At 35.6% G+C, this 19,365-nt stretch carries 12 protein-coding genes; 10 read left to right on the plus strand and 2 right to left on the minus strand.

Features of this window, described 5'->3' with window-relative positions; genetic code table 11:
• Positions 1-262: 262 nt before the first annotated feature.
• The 7 genes from serS (at position 263) to pbpC (ending at position 14,031) form a co-directional block, all read left to right on the plus strand.
• Complete coding sequence (serS, locus tag ACQ5J2_RS04935) at positions 263-1,534, plus strand: serine--tRNA ligase (RefSeq protein WP_432672621.1); 1,272 nt, start codon at positions 263-265, stop codon at positions 1,532-1,534.
• 192 nt (positions 1,535-1,726) lie between these two features.
• Positions 1,727-3,502 (plus strand): tetratricopeptide repeat protein, encoded by a 1,776-nt coding sequence (locus ACQ5J2_RS04940; RefSeq protein WP_432672622.1) that lies wholly within the window; start codon positions 1,727-1,729, stop codon positions 3,500-3,502.
• Between the two features lie 14 nt (positions 3,503-3,516).
• A complete protein-coding gene (locus ACQ5J2_RS04945) occupies positions 3,517-3,828 on the plus strand; it encodes a DUF4286 family protein (RefSeq protein ID WP_432672623.1) in 312 nt (103 codons plus the stop codon).
• A 55-nt stretch (positions 3,829-3,883) separates the two neighbouring features.
• A complete protein-coding gene (gene rsmA / locus ACQ5J2_RS04950) occupies positions 3,884-4,663 on the plus strand; it encodes a 16S rRNA (adenine(1518)-N(6)/adenine(1519)-N(6))-dimethyltransferase RsmA (RefSeq protein ID WP_432672624.1) in 780 nt (259 codons plus the stop codon).
• On the plus strand, positions 4,653-6,005 hold the full coding sequence (gene mgtE, locus ACQ5J2_RS04955) for a magnesium transporter (protein ID WP_432672625.1): 1,353 nt from the start codon (positions 4,653-4,655) through the stop codon (positions 6,003-6,005). The genes rsmA and mgtE overlap by 11 nt, the downstream gene beginning before the upstream one ends.
• A gap of 122 nt (positions 6,006-6,127) precedes the next feature.
• Entirely contained in the window at positions 6,128-11,644 is a 5,517-nt protein-coding gene (locus ACQ5J2_RS04960) for an alpha-2-macroglobulin family protein (protein WP_432672626.1), read from the plus strand.
• A 14-nt stretch (positions 11,645-11,658) separates the two neighbouring features.
• Positions 11,659-14,031 (plus strand): penicillin-binding protein 1C, encoded by a 2,373-nt coding sequence (pbpC, locus tag ACQ5J2_RS04965; RefSeq protein WP_432672627.1) that lies wholly within the window; start codon positions 11,659-11,661, stop codon positions 14,029-14,031.
• Positions 14,032-14,178: 147 nt separating this feature from the next.
• Here pbpC and ACQ5J2_RS04970 read toward each other — a convergent pair whose 3' ends face one another.
• Both ACQ5J2_RS04970 and ACQ5J2_RS04975 read right to left on the minus strand, forming a co-directional pair.
• Complete coding sequence (locus ACQ5J2_RS04970; protein ID WP_432672628.1) at positions 14,179-15,723, minus strand: Rne/Rng family ribonuclease; 1,545 nt, start codon at positions 15,721-15,723, stop codon at positions 14,179-14,181.
• Positions 15,724-16,112: 389 nt separating this feature from the next.
• Positions 16,113-16,403, minus strand: a complete 291-nt coding sequence (locus ACQ5J2_RS04975; RefSeq protein ID WP_432672629.1) for an HU family DNA-binding protein — start codon at positions 16,401-16,403, stop codon at positions 16,113-16,115.
• Positions 16,404-16,536: 133 nt separating this feature from the next.
• Here ACQ5J2_RS04975 and mutY point away from each other — a divergent pair, with 133 nt between their 5' ends.
• Genes mutY through gldE form a run of 3 tightly spaced genes read left to right on the plus strand, consistent with a single transcriptional unit; the run spans position 16,537 to position 19,364 of the window.
• Complete coding sequence (gene mutY / locus ACQ5J2_RS04980; RefSeq protein WP_432672630.1) at positions 16,537-17,580, plus strand: A/G-specific adenine glycosylase; 1,044 nt, start codon at positions 16,537-16,539, stop codon at positions 17,578-17,580.
• Positions 17,581-17,623: 43 nt separating this feature from the next.
• Positions 17,624-18,043 carry a single-stranded DNA-binding protein gene (locus ACQ5J2_RS04985; protein ID WP_432672631.1) on the plus strand — a complete coding sequence of 140 codons (420 nt, stop codon included), beginning with the start codon at positions 17,624-17,626 and terminating at the stop codon, positions 18,041-18,043.
• A 28-nt stretch (positions 18,044-18,071) separates the two neighbouring features.
• Positions 18,072-19,364 carry a gliding motility-associated protein GldE gene (gene gldE, locus ACQ5J2_RS04990; protein WP_432673264.1) on the plus strand — a complete coding sequence of 431 codons (1,293 nt, stop codon included), beginning with the start codon at positions 18,072-18,074 and terminating at the stop codon, positions 19,362-19,364.
• The last annotated feature ends 1 nt before the right edge of the window (position 19,365 follow it).

A 19,365-nucleotide genomic window follows, 5' to 3' on the forward strand; every position in this document is an offset into this window, starting at 1 on the left:
TACGTATTATTTAAATCTTTTGTTTTGTAATTATTACAACTTTGCGAACTTAAAAACACGTATAAAACAGAAACTTTGTAAATCAATGATTGCGAACTTCGCGGTAAAAATCAATGACTCACTTCTATTTCGATTGCCAAATATAACGATTGTGACTATAAATTTCAACATCTAAATCCCTCAATCTTTAAATCCTTCTAGCTTTCAATCCTTAATAATCAAAATATCTAATTATATTTGCCTTCGTATAAAAAATCAAGACATGTTACAAATCGCATTTATTAGAGAAAATCAAGCAAAAGTAATTCAGGCTCTGGCCAAAAGAAATATGGATGCCACTACGATTGTTGAAGAAGTTGTAGCCTTAGACGAAAACCGTCGCGCTACTCAAGTAGAATTAGACAACACCTTAGCCGAATCTAATAAATTGTCCAAGGACATTGGGGAGTTGATGAAAGCTGGAGAGAAATCTAAAGCTGAAATTCTGAAATTAAAAACAGTTTCTTTAAAAGAAAAAAGCAAAGAATTAGGCGAAAAAGCAGACGTTTTAGCCGAAGAATTATTGCAAAAATTATACACCTTGCCCAACCTTCCGTGTGATTTAGTACCTGAAGGAAAAACGCCAGAAGACAATGAAATCGCTTTTCAAGAAGGCGACATCCCTGTTTTGCATGAAAATGCACAACCGCATTGGGATTTGGTCAAAAAATACGACATCATCGATTTTGAATTGGGAAATAAAATTACAGGTGCTGGTTTTCCGGTTTATAAAGGAAAAGGAGCCAAATTGCAACGGGCTTTAATCAATTATTTCTTAGATAAAAATACCGCTGCAGGATACAATGAAGTGCAAGTGCCGCATTTGGTCAACGAGGCTTCAGGTTATGGAACGGGTCAATTGCCTGACAAAGAAGGGCAAATGTACCATTCAACGGTAGATGATTTATACTTAATTCCAACGGCAGAAGTTCCCGTGACGAATATGTATCGTGACGTAATTTTGAATGAAAAAGAATTACCGGTTTTAAATACCGCTTACACACCTTGTTTCCGTCGTGAAGCAGGTTCTTATGGAGCTCACGTTCGTGGCTTGAACCGTTTGCACCAATTTGACAAAGTAGAAATCGTTCGCATTGAACATCCAGAGAATTCGTACAAAGCTTTAGATGGAATGGTAGAACATGTAAAGGGAATTTTGCAAGAATTAAAATTACCGTACCGAATTTTACGTCTTTGTGGTGGCGATATGGGTTTTACATCGGCTTTGACTTATGATTTTGAAGTGTTCTCTACGGCACAAGACCGTTGGTTAGAAATCAGTTCAGTTTCAAACTTTGAAACTTTTCAAGCCAATCGATTGAAATTGCGTTACCGAGACGAAAATGGTAAAACTCAATTGGCACACACTTTAAACGGAAGTTCATTAGCCTTGCCAAGAGTTTTAGCGGGTATTTTAGAAAATTACCAAACACCAGAAGGAATCGTAATTCCAGAGGTTTTAAGAAAATATACGGGATTTGATATTATTGATTAATTATTTATTTTAGTCTCGCAAAGTCGCCAAGTAATTATTGTGTTCTTTACGTCTTTGCGAGACATACTTAAATTACAATTAAAACAAATTCTTCAAGAATAGGGCCTTCAAATTTTAACTTTATCTTTACCTAAAGAATTACAAAAAGTACTACTTTTCAAGAATCAGTACTTTTTTTGCTTTTTACTACTTATGAAAAAAATGCTTGCCACTTTATTATTGTTACTCACGTTTTCGGCTTTTGCTCAAAACGAACAATTGGCTGCGAATTATTTTGAACGAGGCGATTTCGAAAAAGCATTGGTTTCCTATGAAGAATTACTAACGAAACAACCCGGTAATTCCAACTATTTTCAGAGAACGGTAGATTGTTACCAACAATTAGAACAGTTTGAGAAAGCCGAAAATTTAATCCAACAACGGTTAGATAAATACAAACAACCGAATCTTCTGATTGAATTGGGTTACAATTACCAATTGCAAAAAGACGACAAAAATGCTGCTAAAAACTACGAAAAAGCAATTGACAAAATCAATGAAAATCCTTCGAATGTGTATGCTATTGCTGTAAATTTCGAAAAGAAATCGTTGTTAGATTACGCATTAAAAGCCTACACATTGGCTTTGAAACTGAAACCAGAGTTTAGTTTTAACCAACAAATGGCGGTTTTGTATGGACAACAAGGCAAGGTTGATTTGATGATTGAAAAGTTTATAGAAGAAGGTGAGAAAAACCCGCAATCCACGATAATGATTCAGAATTACCTTTCCAGATTTATGATGGAGGAAAGCGAAGAGTCCTTTGCTGAAAGTTTGCGGAAAGCTTTGATTTTAAAAACGCAAAAGAGTCAAGATATTTATTGGAACCAGTTTTTAAGTTGGTTTTATGTGCAACAAAAGGAATACGGAAAAGCATTTATTCAAGAAAAAGCGATTTATAAACGAAATCCAGAATCGTTTTCTAATATCGTTAGTTTAGCTGAATTAGCTATTGAAGAAAACCAGGACGAAGATGCCGTAAATATCATCAACTTTGTTTTAGAAAACACGGACAATCTGGATTTACAGATATTTTCGAATACTTTTTTATTGCGAAATAGAATCGAGAAAGCTACACCAAAAGACTACCCAGCTATTTCAGCAGATTTAGAATTGGCTCTGAAAAAATTTGGCGTAAGCCCGTTTACGATATCGCTGCAAGAACTGAAAGCCGAGTTTCTTGCTTTTCAACTCAACGACCCAGAATTGGGAAAAGAAGTGTTGAAAAACGCATTAAAATTTCAACTCAACGAATACCAGAAGGCAGAAATAAAAATGCAATTAGCAGATATATTGCTTTTACAAGAACAGTACAATCAAGCATTAATTTATTATTCTCAAATAGAACAAGACTTAAAAAACGACCAAATTGGTCACGAAGCAAGTTTGAAAGTAGCAAAAACAAGTTACTTTCAAGGTGATTTTCAATGGGCTCAAAGTCAGTTTAAAATATTAAAATCAGCATCGACACAATTGATTGCGAATGATGCGATGGAATACTTCCTGTTAATCAACGACAATACCGTGGCTGATTCTACACAAGTGGCGTTGAAGAAATTTGCTCGAGGCGATTACTTGTTGTACCAGAACAAAAACGATTTGGCATTAGCCCAATTTTCAAAAATCCTAACCGAGCACAAAGGAGAAGAAATTGAATCTGTAACTTTGTTGCGAATGGGGAAAATCAATGAGAAACAAGGTGATTTTACAGAAGCTTTGCGTTTGTACAAAGAAATAATAGACAAGCATGCGGATGGAATTTATGTAGACGAGGCATTATTCTTTTCGGCCGAAATTTACGACGAACAAAAGCAACCTGAGTTAGCGAAACCTCTTTATGAAAAAATGATTTTTAATCACCAAGACAGCATTTATTTCATTGAAGCACGACGGAAATTCCGAGAAATTCGAGGTGATAATAATACCTAAAAAATAGAAAAGTTATGATAATATACAATGTAACCGTCAATATTCATGAAAGTGTGCACGACATGTGGATGAACTGGATGCAAGAGAAACACATCAGCGAAATTTTAGCAACAGGAAAGTTTTCAAATGCTAAAATGGTAAAAGTTTTAGTGGAAGAAGAAATGGGTGGAATTACTTATTCTATTCAATATACAACGGACTCAAAGGAAACTTTGGAACGGTATTACCAAGAAGACGCCCCGAAATTTAGAGAAGAAGGACAGGCGCTTTTTGGAGACAAAATGTTGGCGTTTCGTACCGAATTAGAAGTAATTTCAGAGCATTAAAAAATTTTTCGCCATAGATTAATAATCGTTATAATCTGTGGCTAATAAAAAAAGTATGGAAAAAGTAAAAGCAAAAAAACACCTCGGACAACACTTTCTTAAAGACGAAGAGGTTGCTAAAAATATAGCCAATACTTTGCAGTTGAAAGGCTACGAAGATATTCTTGAAATTGGCCCAGGGATGGGAGTTTTGACGAAGTATTTGCTCGAAAAACCAGTAACAACATACGTGGTTGAAATTGACACGGAATCGGTGGATTATTTGGAAGCACATTACCCAAAATTACACGGAAAAATCATTTGTAAAGATTTTTTAAAATACGACATCAATGAAGTTTTTGAAGGAAAACAGTTTGCTATTATTGGCAACTTTCCTTACAATATTTCGACGCAAATTGTTTTTAAAGCATTAGAATTAAGAAACCAAATTCCTGAATTTTCAGGAATGTTTCAAAAGGAAGTGGCACAACGAATTTGTGAGAAAAAGGGAAGCAAAGCCTACGGTATTTTGTCGGTTTTAGTGCAAGCTTTTTATACTGCAGAGTATTTATTTACCGTAGACGAAACGGTTTTTATTCCGCCACCAAAAGTAAAATCAGGTGTTTTGCGTTTGACTCGTAAAGAAGATTTTTCATTGCCTTGTAGTGAAAAAATGTTTTTCAGAGTGGTTAAAACCGGTTTTCAACAACGAAGAAAGACCTTACGAAATAGTTTGAAATCGATGGAACTTTCGGATGAATTGCGTCAAGATAAAATTTTTGACCTTCGTCCGGAACAATTAAGTGTAGAAGATTTTATAAATATTACCCTAAAAATAGAGGCCGATGCAGTTTAAAGTTAGTAAAGAATTTATAGAGCAAGTAACGGTATTAATCGAGAGCAAAAACGACCATGATTTGGAACTTTTGCTCAACGATTTGCACCACGCTGATATAGCTGAAATTCTGGATGAACTTTCTTTTGACGATGCTACACATATTTTTAAAATTCTCGACAGTGAGAAAACAGCCGAAATTCTTCTTGAATTAGACGAGGATTTAAGGGAAAATATTCTATCTCGACTTTCTTCCAAGGAAATTGCTGAAGAGTTAGACGAACTTGAGACCAATGATGCCGCGGATATTATCGCTGAACTTTCTCAACAGATAAAAGAGGAAGTAATCAGCGAGTTGCAAGACGTTGAACACGCCAAAGACATTGTAGATTTGTTGCGTTACGACGAAGATACCGCTGGGGGAATTATGCACAAAGAGTTGGTAAAAGTCAACGAAAATTGGAATGTTTTAACTTGCGTGAAAGAAATGCGTATTCAAGCAGAAAATATTTCACGAGTACATTCTATTTATGTGGTGGACGATGACGAACGTTTGAAAGGGCGACTTTCGTTGAAAGATTTACTGACTACTTCGACTAAAACACCAATTAAAGATATTTATATTACCAAACTGAATTTTGCTAAAGTAGACGACGAAGATGTTGAGGTGGCACGAATCATGCAGAAATACGATTTAGAAGCTATTCCGGTTGTGGATGAATTGGGTCGTTTAGTAGGCAGAATTACCATTGATGATATTCTCGATGTAATTAAAGACGAAGCCGACAAAGATTACCAATTGGCGGCCGGTATCTCGCAAGACGTTGAAGCGGATGATAGCATTATAGAATTAACTCGAGCTCGATTACCGTGGTTGGTTTTGGCATTATTAGGAGGATTTGTGACGGTAAGTGTTTTACAACTGTTTGAAGGAGCAATGAAAGAACACGGAAAATTATTTTTCTTTACGCCACTAATTGCGGCAATGGCGGGAAATGTAGGTGTTCAATCCTCGGCAATTATTGTGCAAGGTTTAGCAAATAATACCTTAAGCGGTTCGGTTTTTAGACGTTTAATCAAAGAAATATCACTGAGTTTGCTCAATGGTGCAATTTTAGCCAGTATTTTATTTGTGGGAGGTCACTTTCTTTTAGACTTACAATATATTGAAGGAATGATTGTCTCTGGCGCTTTAATTTCTGTAATTATTATCGCTTCTTTAATCGGAACTTTTATTCCATTACTTTTGGATAAATTTGGAATAGACCCCGCACTTGCCACGGGGCCTTTTATTACGACCAGTAACGACATTTGTGGGATTTTGATTTATTTCTCCATTGCTAAAGTCGTACTTGGCTTTTAAAGTGCAATTTCTAAAGATTTGATTTAGGTTTATAAAATTTGCGTTATATTTACGTTTATATAGAAATTTCGATGTTTTAAATTGATTTTTTCGATAGTAATCCTAAATCTTATTTGCGCAAAATGAAAGCTAAACTCTCCGTTTATTTGTTGTTTTTTCTGCTAATTACGCAAGCTTGCTCTAAAAAGTCTGCTGCAGAATTCAATTCTAATTTTTCAGCATTCAAATCCTACATCACGAACTTTTCGGGTGGCTTAATTTCGGCACAATCCGATTTGAGAGTAGTTCTTGCTTTTCAAAAAGAGGAATGGAAAAAAAATGAAGTACTAGATAATGATTTGTTCACTATTTCTCCGTCCGTCGAGGGTAAAGTAATCGCGCTTTCATCGAGTACAATAGCTTTTGTGCCAACAAAAAAATTAAAGTCAAATACAGAATATCAGGTGACTTTACACCTGTCTAAACTAATAAATACACCTAAAGAGTTAAACGATTTTAATTTTACGGTGAAAACGATTAAGCAAGATTTCATCGTTTCTACAGCAGATGTGCAGTCCTATTCACCTACATACCAGTACTTGAATGCTAGTTTTAAAACAGCAGACCAATTGGATTTTGAAACTGCTTCAAAATTAATTGTTGCCGAACAAAATGGTAAAAAACTGAAACTAAAATTCAATAAGATAAGCGGCACTTCAACAGAATTTAAATTTATTATCGACAGTTTACAAAGGTTTGATAAAGATTCCAATGTCAAAATCACTTTTGACGGAAAACCATACGATATTGACCAACAAGGCATGATTAATTATGTTGTTCAAGCCAAAGATGATTTTACAATTGTAGATGTAACTGTTTCTCATACTTCTGGCGAAACATTGTTACTTAATTTCTCGGGACCTTTATTAAAAGACCAAGATTTTGATGGTTTGGTAGCTATTGAAGGCGCTAGAAATTTAAAATATGCGGTTCAAGGAAATTTGCTAAAAGTGTTTTTTGACTCTTCGTTAAAAGGAGAACTTTTGGTTGAAGTTTTCCAAGGAATTGAAAACGATTATGGGGCAAAAATGAAAGAAAATTTCGGAGAACTCGTTATTTTTAATCAATTAAAACCCAATGTTCGGTATTTGAAAAACGGAACAATTTTACCCAGTTCAAACAACTTAAAATTAAATTTTGAAACGGTCAATTTAAAAGCAGTTGATGTCAAAATTTATAAAATTTATGCAAATACAATTTTGCAATTCTTACAAGAGAATGAGCTAAATGGCTCTAGAAACCTCAAAAGAGTCGCTCAACCGGTTGCTAAAAAAACAATCAACTTAAAACAAAACAATCTATTCGACACAAGTAAGTGGAATACGTATGCATTGGATTTATCCAAGTTAATCACGCCAGACCCTGGAGCAATGTATCGTGTTGAAATTTCTTTTAAGAGAAGTTATTCGCTTTATGCATGCTCCAATTCCAATAAAAACATAGAGGAAACTGAAGTTGAAGAAGTGGACGAAAAGGACGTAAACTATAGCAACTCAGGAGATAATTACTACGACGATTACTACAATGATTATTACGATTACGATTGGCGTGAAAGTCAGGACCCGTGTTCAGAATCCTACTTTTACAATGCCGTTACTGGTACAAATATATTGGCATCAGATTTAGGTGTGATTGCCAAAAGAGGCGAAAATAAATCGTATTTCTTTGCGGTAAATAATATCGTAAATACCGCCCCGGTTTCTGGAGCAACAATCGATTTATACAATTTCCAACAACAAAAATTATCGAGTTTAACAACTAGTTCGGACGGAATTGCCGAAGTCGTTTTAGATACCTATGCCTACTTTGCAATTGTTACTCGAGGAAAAAACACGACTTACGTCAAATTAGACGATGGTACTTCGCTTTCTGTCAGTAATTTTGATGTTTCGGGCGAAGTTTTACAAAAAGGTTTGAAAGGTTATATTTATGGAGAACGAGGCGTTTGGCGTCCGGGAGATGCGATTTATTTGTCGTTTATTTTAGACGATACCGCGAATCCACTTCCTGTCAATCATCCAATACAATTGCGAGTTTCGGACCCGAGAGGAAAAGTGGCGTATCAAACTGTTTCAAAAACTAATAAATCAAATCATTATATTTTTAAGTTTTCTACGAATGAGGAATCTCCAACGGGAAATTGGGAAGCAAGAATTAGTGTAGGTGGTGCAAAATTCTATAAAAGTCTGAAGGTCGAAACCATTAAACCCAACCGATTAAAAATAAAAAATAGTTTTCAAAAAACAGTGCTTTCTGCTAGAGGAATTAATGTCAATAATTTACAAGTAAATTGGTTGCATGGTGCTGTAGCAAAAAATTTAAAAGTGGAAGTACAAGCCAAATTTTCGCAACAGGCCACTACTTTCAAAAACTACACTAAATATGATTTTGATGACGAAGTTCGGAAGTTTAATACCGAAGAATTAAACGTGTTTTCAGGGAATTTAAATGAAAGTGGACAAGCGAAAATTTCGATAGAACCTAAATTAGCAGCTCAAGCTCCAGGGTTTTTGAAAGCCGCTTTTATAACGAAAGTGCACGAACAAGGAGGAGATGTAAGTACCGATGTTTTTGCTACAACCTATTCATCTTACGAAACCTATGTGGGGATTAAATCTCCAGAACCTAATAAATATGGAATGCTTGAAACGGGAAAAAATAATCGTTTTGAAATAGCAACGGTTGATGAAAACGGCAGACCGAAAGCAGTTCAAAATTTAGATGTTCGCGTATACAAAGTCGAATGGCGGTGGTGGTGGGATGCTTCAGACGATAATTTATCTAATTTTAGTTCATCTGACGCGACTACTTCTTACAAAAGTTTTACAGTTTCAACTAACTCCGCTGGAAAGGCTGCTTTTGAATTTGACGTTCCTGATAACGATTGGGGTCGCTATTTAATTCGCGTTTCCAATGGAACAAGCGGTCATGCAACGGCTCAAACAGTTTTGATTGATTGGCCTACTTGGTCGGGAAAAACCAAAGACGGAAATGCTTCCATTGCCAATATGTTGGTTTTTGCAACTGATAAAAAGAAATATAATGTTGGCGAAAAAGCACAAATTTCATTTCCCTCAAGTGAAGGCGGGCGTGCTTTGATTTCAATTGAAAACGGTACGAAAGTATTGAAAACAATTTGGGTGAATACAGCCAAAGGAGAAACAAAAGCGGAAATTCCGTTGACGAATGATATGGCACCAAATGTGTATTTTAACGTGACGCTTTTGCAACCGCACGCTACCACAAAAAATGATTCGCCAATTCGAATGTATGGAATAGCTGCAATTGAAGTTTTGAATAAAAACAGTATTTTGGAACCTATTCTTAAAATGCCAAATGTGTTGAAACCAGAACAAAAATTCACCGTCAATGTTTCTGAGAAATCAGGTCAAGCAATGACCTACACAATTGCGGTTGTGGATGAAGGTTTGCTTGATTTAACACGATTTAAAACGCCAAATGCTTGGGACAGTTTCTATGCAAGAGCGGCTTTAGGTGTGAAAACTTGGGATATTTACGATGATATTATTGGTGCTTACGGTGGAAAAATAAACCAAATATTTGCTATTGGTGGTGACCAAAGTATGATTGGTGGTCAAGCCAAAAAAGCCAACCGCTTCAAGCCTGTCGTTTTATATTACGGCCCGTTTGTATTGGACAAAGGACAAGCCAAAACGCACACTTTACAACTTCCTAAATACATTGGCTCGGTTCGTACGATGGTTGTTGCCGCTTCGACTTCAAAAAGTGCGTATGGTGCTGCTGAAAAAACGACACCTGTTCGAAGTCCGTTGATGGTTTTGGCATCACTACCTAGAAAAATTTCTCCAGGTGAAAAAGTAAGATTGCCGGTGACGGTTTTTGCAATGGAATCGCAAATTAAAACTGCAACGGTTTCTTTAAAAATGTCAAAAGGATTGAAAGTTCTTGGTTCGTCTATACAAACAATCAGCTTTCCAACACCTGACGAGAAAATGGCTTATTTCGATATTGAAGTAGGCGAGGTTACAGGTATTGCGAAAGTGGAAGTGATTGTAAATTCAGGAAGGGAACGTGCTTCTTATACTGTTGAAATTGATTTAGTGAATCCAAATCCGATTACAAATGCATTCCAAGATTACGTGATTGAACCAAATGCTACCGCAAAAATAGATTGGACTACTTTTGGCGTAAGCGGAAGTAATGAAGCTAAATTGGAGATTTCGTCAATGCCAACCATTGATATTAACCGCCGACTTCAGTTTTTAATTCAATATCCACACGGTTGTTTAGAGCAAACAACATCGGGTGTTTTTCCGCAACTTTATTTGGCGGAAATAGTAGATATGACTTCAACTCAAAAGCAAAATATTCAAAAAAATGTCACTGCCGGAATTACGCGAATTGTTAATTTTCAAACCTCAAATGGTGGATTTATGTATTGGCCTGGAGCGAGAAGTGCCGACGATTGGGGAAGTTCGTATGCTGGACATTTCTTGATTGAAGCAGAGAAAAAAGGCTATGTTTTGCCAATAAATGCAAAAAGTAAGTGGTTGAGTTATCAAAAAAGTGAAGCTCGAAAATGGCGCTTCCAACCGCAATACGGTAATGATTTGGCACAAGCGTACCGACTGTACACATTGGCTTTAGCCGGTTCTGCAGATTTGGCGTCAATGAATCGTTTACGTGAAACGGTGGATATTTCTAATGGAGCAAAATTGCGATTGGCTGCCGCTTATGTTTTAAGTGGTCAAAAATCAGCGGGTCAAACTTTATTAGCAAAAAGTGCAATTACCGAAACTACAAATCGTTATTCGAATTATTACTATGGTTCAGAAGACCGAAATCGCGCAATGACATTGGAAACGTTTCTGTTATTAGGTGAAAAACAGAAAGCCTTCCGAATGGCTCAAACTTTGGCTAAGAATCTTTCAAGTGACCAATGGATGAGTACCCAAACGACAGCTTATGCCTTATATGCCATGAGTCAATTTGCCAAAACTAACGGAGAATCTGGAATTGCAGTTCAGGTTTCAGGAACTCCATTGAAAGCGACAATTTCAACTAAAAAAGCAATTGTGAGTCGGGTTTTAAATGCAAAAAATGGAGCAAATAACTTAGCGCTTAAAAACACCAAAGGAAATACCATTTACGTTCGATTATTGAATACCGGAATTTTGCCTGTTGGTCAAGAAAAAACGATTCAAAGTGATGTTTCTGCTTCAATTTCATACAAAAACAGAAAAGGTGAAATTATTTCGGTGGAGAAAATGAAACAAGGAACTGAATTTATCGCGACTATTACCATTAGAAATGAACGAAATGAGTCGGTGGAGAACATTGCTTTAACACAAATTATTCCTTCTGGCTTTGAAATTGTCAATACAAGATATACTGATTATGGTTCGTCAACGGATAATAGAGCGGATTATATTGACATTAGAGACGACCGAGCGAATTATTATTTTGGCTTAAAAGCTTCACAAACCAAGACGTTCACTTTGTTGTTGAATGCATCTTATCTTGGTAATTATTATATGCCAGGATTGCAATGTGAAGCCATGTATGATGCCACTTTCATTACTCGGACAAAAGGATACTGGGTTCAAGTTTTACCTTAATTTTCAAAAAAAGATTGATTTTGAAATTAAAAAACGCATTAAACTCGACTTTAAATTATTTAAAAAAACATCCGATTAAAACGGGTGTTTTTTTTACGTTATTGGTTTTTTATTACTTCAGTTTACCTTCACCTTTATTCAAAGTGCCTTATGCTACAGTTGTTGAAAGCCAAGAAGGACGCTTGATTGGTGCCAAAATTGCAAAAGACGGACAATGGCGTTTTCCTGAAAATGACACGCTTCCCGAAAAGTTTAAAATGTGCATTGTAACATTTGAAGACCAACATTTCTACCAACATCCGGGGTTTAATCCTGTGGCGGTTTTCAATGCAATTGTCCAAAATTACAAAGCGGGTAAGGTAGTTCGTGGCGGAAGTACATTGACCCAACAAGTGATTCGCTTAGCGCGAAAAGGACAAAGCAGAACCTATTTTGAAAAAGCAATAGAATTTATTTTAGCAACTCGTCTTGAGTTGCGGTATTCAAAAGATAAAATATTAGAATTATATGCCGCTCATGCTCCATTTGGTGGAAACGTGGTTGGTTTAGAAATGGCTTCGTGGCGTTATTTTGGCTTAAAACCCAACCAACTTTCATGGTCTGAAAGTGCGACTTTAGCGGTTTTGCCCAATGCACCAAGTTTAATATTTCCGGGTAAAAATCAGCAACTATTAATGGCGAAAAGAAATAAATTACTCTTGAAATTAAAGAGTAATCAAGTTATTGATGCAGAAACCTATAATTTGGCTTTAGCCGAACCATTAGTAGGGAAACCGTTTCCCTTGCCAGAACTAGCACCGCATTTGGTAGAACGAATGGCAAAAACCTATGGAGGAAAAAAAGTACAGAGTAGTATTGATTTTGAAATTCAATCTCGAATTAACGACATAACTGCAAACTATTACAACCAGTATAAGCAAAATGAAGTCTATAATTTAGCTGTTTTGGTACTGGATATTAAAACCCGTAAGGTGGTGGCATACGTTGGAAACTCACCGACAGATAAAGCACACAAAAAAGATGTGGATATTATTCAAGCGCCACGAAGTACGGGAAGTATTCTGAAACCCTTACTTTTTGCCGGAATGTTGGATGCCGGAAAAATTCTGCCCAATACTTTAATCGCCGACGTTCCGACACAAATTTCCGGTTACACGCCTGAAAATTACAGTTTGAGTTATGATGGTGCGGTTGCCGCTCGAAAAGCACTTTCTCGTTCTTTAAATATTCCTTCGGTTTTGATGTTGCAGGACTTTGGTGTGAATACTTTTTACGAGGAATTGCAGAAGTTTAAATTTACGACCATAACGAAATCAGCAAATCACTACGGTTTGTCGTTAATTTTAGGTGGTGCGGAAAGTAATTTATGGGATTTATGTCGGACGTATGCAGGATTGTCATCGACGTTGAATTACTTCAATTCACATCAAGGAAAATATCGGAAAAATGAATTTGCAGAACCACTTTTTCTCAAAAATAAATCAGTTGATTTTGGCAAGGAAAGCTTTCAGAAAACTATTATTGGAGCGGGTTCCATCTGGCTGACTTATAAAGCCATGGAGGAAGTAAACCGACCGGAAGAGGACGAAGCGTGGCAATTTTACGACAGTGCCCGAAAAGTAGCTTGGAAAACAGGAACCAGCTTTGGAAGTCGCGACGCTTGGGCTGTGGGAAGCGATTCTCGTTATGTTGTAGGCGTTTGGGTCGGAAATGCAACGGGTGAAGGAAGGCCAAATCTAACAGGAGTTGGAAGTGCAGCACCAATTATGTTTGATGTTTTTAATTTATTTCCGAGGTCAAATTGGTTTCAACCACCCTTAAATGATTTGGAAGAAGTGGATGTTTGTCAACAAAGTGGTTCGTTAGCCAATGAAGGTTGTCCTACAATGAAAGAATGGATTCCGTTAAAAGGAAAAACGTCTGCATTATGTTCGTTTCACAAAAGAATCCAACTTGATGCTTCTGAAAAATTTCGGGTAAACAGCAATTGCGAAGCGGTTGAAAATATGGTCGTAAAGTACTGGTTTGTTTTACCTCCCGTGATGGAATGGTACTATAAAAGCAAACATATTGATTACCAAATGTTGCCTCCTTTTCGACAAGATTGCGTTGGAAACACATCAGGAACAATGGATTTTATTTATCCCAAAAACAATAGTAAAATTTATTTGACTAAGAATTTTAGTGGCGAAGTCCAAGCTTTAATTTTAAAAGTGGCTCATTCACAAAGTGACGCAATTTTATATTGGTATGTCGATGAAGTTTTTCAAGGAACAACAACGATTTTTCACGAAAAATCAATTTTGGCGAAAGCCGGAATGCATCGAATTACGGTTGTAGATGGAAATGGAAATGAGATTAGTAGGAAGATTGAGATTGTGAGGTGATATAAGTTGAAGTAGGATTTTTAGTAATTAACTTTAGCAATTAGCACAGATTTAAAAAATTAGTGATAATTCGTGGCAGAAATTTATGCTAATTTAATAAAATTTGGGCACAAAAAAACCGCCAATCTCACGAAAGGCGGTTTTATTTTACTCTGTAAGTTCATTTCCTTTTTTGTCAAAGAAATGGTATTCTAAAAACGTGTAAGCGTCTCTTGGTATTATTTTAATCCACTTTTTGTGTTCAAAAAACCATTTTGAACGCATAGAAGGGAATCCTTTTGCAAGATAAGCGGCAACAAACGGGTGAACGTTTAAAACTACTTTTTTATGCTTTTTCAACATCAATTCTAAATCCGAAGCAATCTTATCAATAATTAAAATGGGAGCTTCAATCTCACTGGTTTTATCATCTGGATTTTCTTCTCTCGTCTTGATATTCACTTCTGGACGAACTCTTTGTCGTGTAATTTGCACCAATCCAAATTTACTTGGAGGCAAAATTTTATGCTTTGCTTTATCGTCGTTCATTTCTTCACGTAGAAAATCGTATAAAACTTTACGGTTTTCAGGGTCTGACATGTCGATAAAATCGATTACGATAATTCCACCCATATCTCGCAAACGCAATTGTCGCGCAATTTCTGCAGCTGCAATCATGTTTACTTCAAGAGCCGTATCTTCTTGGTTAGACGCTTTGTTTGAACGATTTCCGCTGTTTACGTCTATAACGTGCAAAGCTTCAGTGTGTTCAATAATCAAATAAGCGCCTTTACTCATGGAAACGGTCTTTCCGAACGAGGTTTTGATTTGTCTTTCTATGTTGTACTTTTCAAAAATGGGAGTATCCTTCGATTGATAATGCTTTACAATAGATTGTTTTGATGGAGCAATTTCCTGCAAATAATCTTTTGTTTGGTAAAACAACTCTTCGTCATCTATATGTATTCCGCTGAATGAATCATTGAAAACATCTCTTAATATGGAAGAAGCTCGATTGAGTTCGCCTAATACTTTTGAGGGATGATGAGCAGTTGGTAATTTTTTACACATTCCCGACCATCTGTCGAGTAATGTTGTCAAGTCCTTTTCTATTTCTGTGACTTTTTTGCCTTCGGCTACTGTACGAACAATGACGCCGAAACCTTTCGGTTTAATGGATTGTAGCAATCGTTTAAGACGCTCTTTTTCTTCTTTAGATTCTATTTTTTGCGAAATAGAAACGCGGTCAGAAAAAGGAACGAGAACAATAAATCTACCTGCTAACGACAGTTCAGAACTGATTCGTGGGCCTTTTGTAGATATAGGTTCTTTTACGATTTGTACTAAAATAGATTGATTGGCACTAATTACATCTGTAATAACACCGTTTTTGTCAATCTCTTTTTCAAACTGAAAATTTTTCAGCATGAAATCTTTAACTTTACCTGTAGTAACAAGTTTAATGAACTTCAGTTGGGAAGCTAAATTCGGACCTAAATCGTGGTAATGTAAAAAGGCATCTTTTTCAAAGCCTACATTTACAAATGCCGCATTAAGTCCAGCAACTGGTTTTCTGATTTTAGCAATAAAAATATCGCCAACCTGAAAGTTGCTTTTTTCTTCTTCTTTGTGTAATTCAATTAGTTTTCCATCTTTTAATAAGGCAAAATCTACAGTGTCGGAACTTGATCGAATGATCAATTCTTTATTCACCTTGTAAATTTTTATCCGAACCGTTATTTATGATTGATGATTTACGAATTTGGATTTAAAATCCTTCATCATAAATCTTAAACCCTAAATCATAGCTTGGATGGATTAAACAATAATTAACAGGTTTGTGTACCCGGGGAAAAGAAGATTAAGAGAAAATAGAGAAAAGAAAATAGACGCATTTAGGTCTTTATTCTATATTCTATATTCTTTATGTCTTTTTTTCAATTTCAATGAACTTTAAAAAAGAAAAAAGTAGTTTAGAACTACTTTTTCTTTTTGTGACGGTTAGCTCTCGCTCGTTTTTTACGTTTGTGCGTTGCTACCTTATGTCTTTTTCTTTTTTTACCACTTGGCATAATTGGTTGATTTTGTAATTAATAAATTATTTATTTTGCTTCGTTATTCAACTTCACACCTTCAACAAATACTTTTGCAGGTTTGAAAGCAGGAATATTATGGGCAGGAATTTTAATTGTAGTATTTTTAGAAATATTACGTCCCGTTTTTTCTGCTCTAGTTTTGATAATAAAGCTACCAAAACCTCTTAAGTAAACGTTCTCACCTGTTTCTAATGCATTTTTAACTTCGTCCATAAACGTTTCAACAGTTGCTTGAACATCTCCTTTTTCCAGACCTATTCTTTCTGAAATTTTCGCTACGATATCTGCTTTCGTCATTTTCTTTTCAATTTATATTGATGTACTATTTTTTTTGAGTGTGCAAATATATGAATTAATAAAACAATATATCAACCTAATTCATTAAAATTTAATTACATAAACGACTATTTTTGCAAACTTAAATTTGATAATGATTTTTTATAAACAATTAATAAAGTGGTATTTACAAAACAAACGCGATTTACCTTGGCGTGAAACGCAGAATCCATACCTGATTTGGCTCTCTGAAATCATGCTGCAACAAACGCGAGTAGCTCAAGGTTTGCCTTATTATGAAGCATTTACTGATGCATTTCCAACGGTTTTTGATTTAGCAAATGCCTCCGAAGAACAGGTGCTGAAATTGTGGCAAGGTCTAGGTTATTATTCACGTGCCCGAAACTTGCACCATACGGCAAAATATGTCGCCAATTCTTTAGACGGAAATTTCCCTACTACTTATAAGGAGTTACTTGCATTAAAAGGAGTAGGTGATTACACCGCTGCGGCAATTGCCTCGTTTTCTTTTTATGAAGCGGTTCCGGTAGTTGATGGAAATGTTTTTCGGGTACTTTCACGCGTTTTTCAGGTAGAAACCGATATTTCTAATGCTTCCGCAAAAAAAGAATTCCAGGAATTGGCTTTTGAACTGATGCCGAAAAACAATCCGGCACTGTTCAATCAAGCTATAATGGAATTCGGCGCTTTACAATGTGTGCCTAAAAATCCCAAGTGTGAAATTTGTGTTTTTAATACCAAGTGTTTGGCATTGAAAAATGGGAAAGTAACAGCGCTTCCTGTGAAAACGAAAAAAACCAAAGTCACGAATCGATTTTTGAACTATTTGATTTTTCAAGATGAAGTTCACAAAACTTTAATTCAAAAGCGGTCTGCAAAAGGAATCTGGCACAATTTATATGAATTTCCCTTAATTGAAACTTATGAGGATGTAAGTTTGGAAGATATTATCCAACTTTCATCCGTGCAATTTTCTGATAAGTATAAAATTATAGCGGTAGAAGGCTTGCATCCAATGCCTATTCGACACAAATTGTCGCATCAAAATTTGTCGATACAATTTTGGAAAATAGAAATAAATGGGCTTTTAGACGACGGATTATCACTTTTTGAAATCAAAAAATTTCCGTTTCCGATAGTTATTTATAATTTTATTGAGAAGGATTTTTTGAAGTAATCCAAAAAACACTATATTTGAATAGATAAAAAGCCTTAAAACTATGAACGGAACTGTAAATAAAGTGATTTTAGTAGGTCACTTAGGAGACGATATAAAAATGCATTACTTTGAAGGTGGAAATTGTATTGGTCGATTTCCCCTAGCAACAAACGAAACCTATATCAATAAAAGTACGGGAGAAAAAATAAATTCTACGGAATGGCACAATTTAGTAGTGCGAAATAAAGCTGCTGAAATTTGTGAAAAATACCTTTCAAAAGGGGATAAAGTATATGTAGAAGGCAGAATCAAGTCGCGTCAGTGGCAAGACGACAGTGGTTCTCAAAAATATACTACTGAAATTCAGGTAACTGAGTTTACTTTTTTGACTTTGAAAAAAGAGTCAGAAGACAGTCGGTCACAAATAAACAAACCAAAATACGACGAAGACGATATGCCTAAAAACGATTTACCGTATTAATGTTTAACTAATTTATAATCAATTGGACATAGAACCTCCCAGTTTACCATTTTTAAACACACTTGACTCAACGGCAATTCTTGGATTTGCCATAATTATTTTGTTGCTTTTTCTTGCAGCATTAATTTCCGGAGCTGAAGTAGCTTTTTTTTCACTTTCAGCTCAGGATTTAGAAAAAGCAGCGGTTAAAAACCCCCGGAAAACAAGGATTATTTCGGATTTATTAGAACGTCCTAAAAAACTTTTGGCTACTTTATTAGTGGCCAATAACGTGATTAATATTGCTATAGTAGTTTTATTTATAGCCATTAGTCGCGGTTTTTTTATGGCTATTGCCAATGTAGGTTTGCGATTACTGACCAAAATTGCAGTTGTTACTTTCATTATTTTGTTTTTTGGTGAAGTCTTACCCAAAATTTTTGCAAGTCGGAATAATATTAAGTTCGCTAAAATTACGGTGTACTTTATTGCTTTTCTTGAAAAAATACTGTCGCCAATCAGTTTACCCATGCGTTTTCTGACCATTTATTTGCAGAAGAAACTAGGGAAGGAAAAATCCAGCTTTTCTGTTGACCAACTTTCACAAGCTTTAGAACTGACTTCATCGGACGAAACTTCTTCCGAAGAACAGAAAATTTTAGAAGGAATTGTTTCTTTTGGAAATACCGAGACGAAACAAGTAATGAGCCCTCGAATTGATATTTTTGCTATTGAAAACGATGAAACTTTCACAGAAGTTTTGGCAAAAGTAATTAATAAGGGTTATTCACGAATTCCGGTATATAGAGATAATATTGACCATATCGAAGGCGTTTTGTTTGTTAAAGATTTGATTCCGCATATTGATAAGATAGATTTTAATTGGATTACACTTTTGCGGGAGCCGTTTTTTGTGCCAGAAAATAAAAAGTTAGACAATTTATTGAAGGATTTTCAACGCATGAAAAGTCATTTAGCAGTTGTGGTGGATGAATACGGAGGAACTTCGGGCTTGGTTTCGCTCGAAGATATAATTGAAGAAATTGTAGGGGATATTAGTGATGAATTTGACGATGAAGACATTAATTTCTCCCAAATTGACGACAAAAACTTTCTTGTAGAAGGAAAAATTTACTTGAAGGATTTCTACCGAATTATTGACGTGGACGAAGACCTTTTTGAAGAACGAAAAGGTGAAGCAGAAACCTTAGCCGGATTGTTGCTAGAGATTCTTGGGAATTTTCCGAAAAAAGGACAACAAGTTCACTTTGCAAAATGTACTTTTACCGTAGAATTAGTAGATAAAAAAAGAATTAAGCAGATAAAAGTTACTTTAAATTAAA

This window comes from Flavobacterium sp. SM2513, from assembly GCF_050908145.1.
Classification (GTDB): Bacteria; Bacteroidota; Bacteroidia; order Flavobacteriales; family Flavobacteriaceae; genus Flavobacterium.